Origin of the sequence: Vibrio sp. S12_S33 (genome assembly GCF_963889785.1) — a bacterium.
Taxonomy (GTDB): Bacteria; Pseudomonadota; Gammaproteobacteria; order Enterobacterales; family Vibrionaceae; genus Vibrio; species Vibrio aestuarianus.
Genome location: NZ_CAWPQZ010000234.1, coordinates 1 through 532, shown reverse-complemented (window position 1 = coordinate 532; position 532 = coordinate 1). Strand labels below are relative to the sequence as shown.

Genomic DNA, 532 nt, shown 5'->3' with positions numbered 1-532 from the left:
GGTGCAATGCAGCGGCTTGGTCAGTGCGTTGTTCACCACTTAATTGGGCGTTATATGCTTTCAAGTTACAATCAATAAAAGGACTTAAAAATGATTCTAAATCACGTCTCAGTTGGCGTTTCTGATGTGGTAAAAGCAGTCGGCTTTTATGACTCTGTTCTTTCTACACTAGCTATTAAGCGTGCTCACTATATTGAAAATATCGCAGCGGCTTATGGTGAAAATTTTGAATTTTGGGTCGGAAGCCCTTGTGAAGGAAAAGCAACATCAAGTAATGGTGCTCATATTGCTTTCAATGCACCTTCAAAAGAAGCTGTTGACCAGTTCCATGCTACAGCCATTGAATTGGGTGGCTCATGTGCGGGTAAGCCAGGTTTAAGGCCGGAGTATGGTGAAGCTTACTATGCTGCATTTGTTCGTGACTTAGACGGAAACAAAATCGAAGCAGTTTCAATGTAGCTTTGAGTACGCATATAACAATCAATTTAAGAGGGATTCCCAACGCTTGGCATTTTTGCTTCTACTTCAAATT

At 41.2% G+C, this 532-nt stretch carries 1 protein-coding gene; it reads left to right on the top strand.

Annotated features, from left to right (window positions below):
• Positions 1 to 90: 90 nt before the first annotated feature.
• Positions 91 to 459: a VOC family protein gene (locus AACW06_RS20000; protein ID WP_192076383.1), complete on the top strand. Its 369-nt coding sequence runs from the start codon at positions 91 to 93 to the stop codon at positions 457 to 459.
• Positions 460 to 532: the final 73 nt, after the last annotated feature.

Bases quoted from the DNA above. Each gene is read 5' to 3' on its own strand.
- AACW06_RS20000 (WP_192076383.1), top strand. From the start codon at position 91: ATGATTCTAAATCACGTCTCAGTTGGCGTTTCTGATGTGGTAAAAGCA.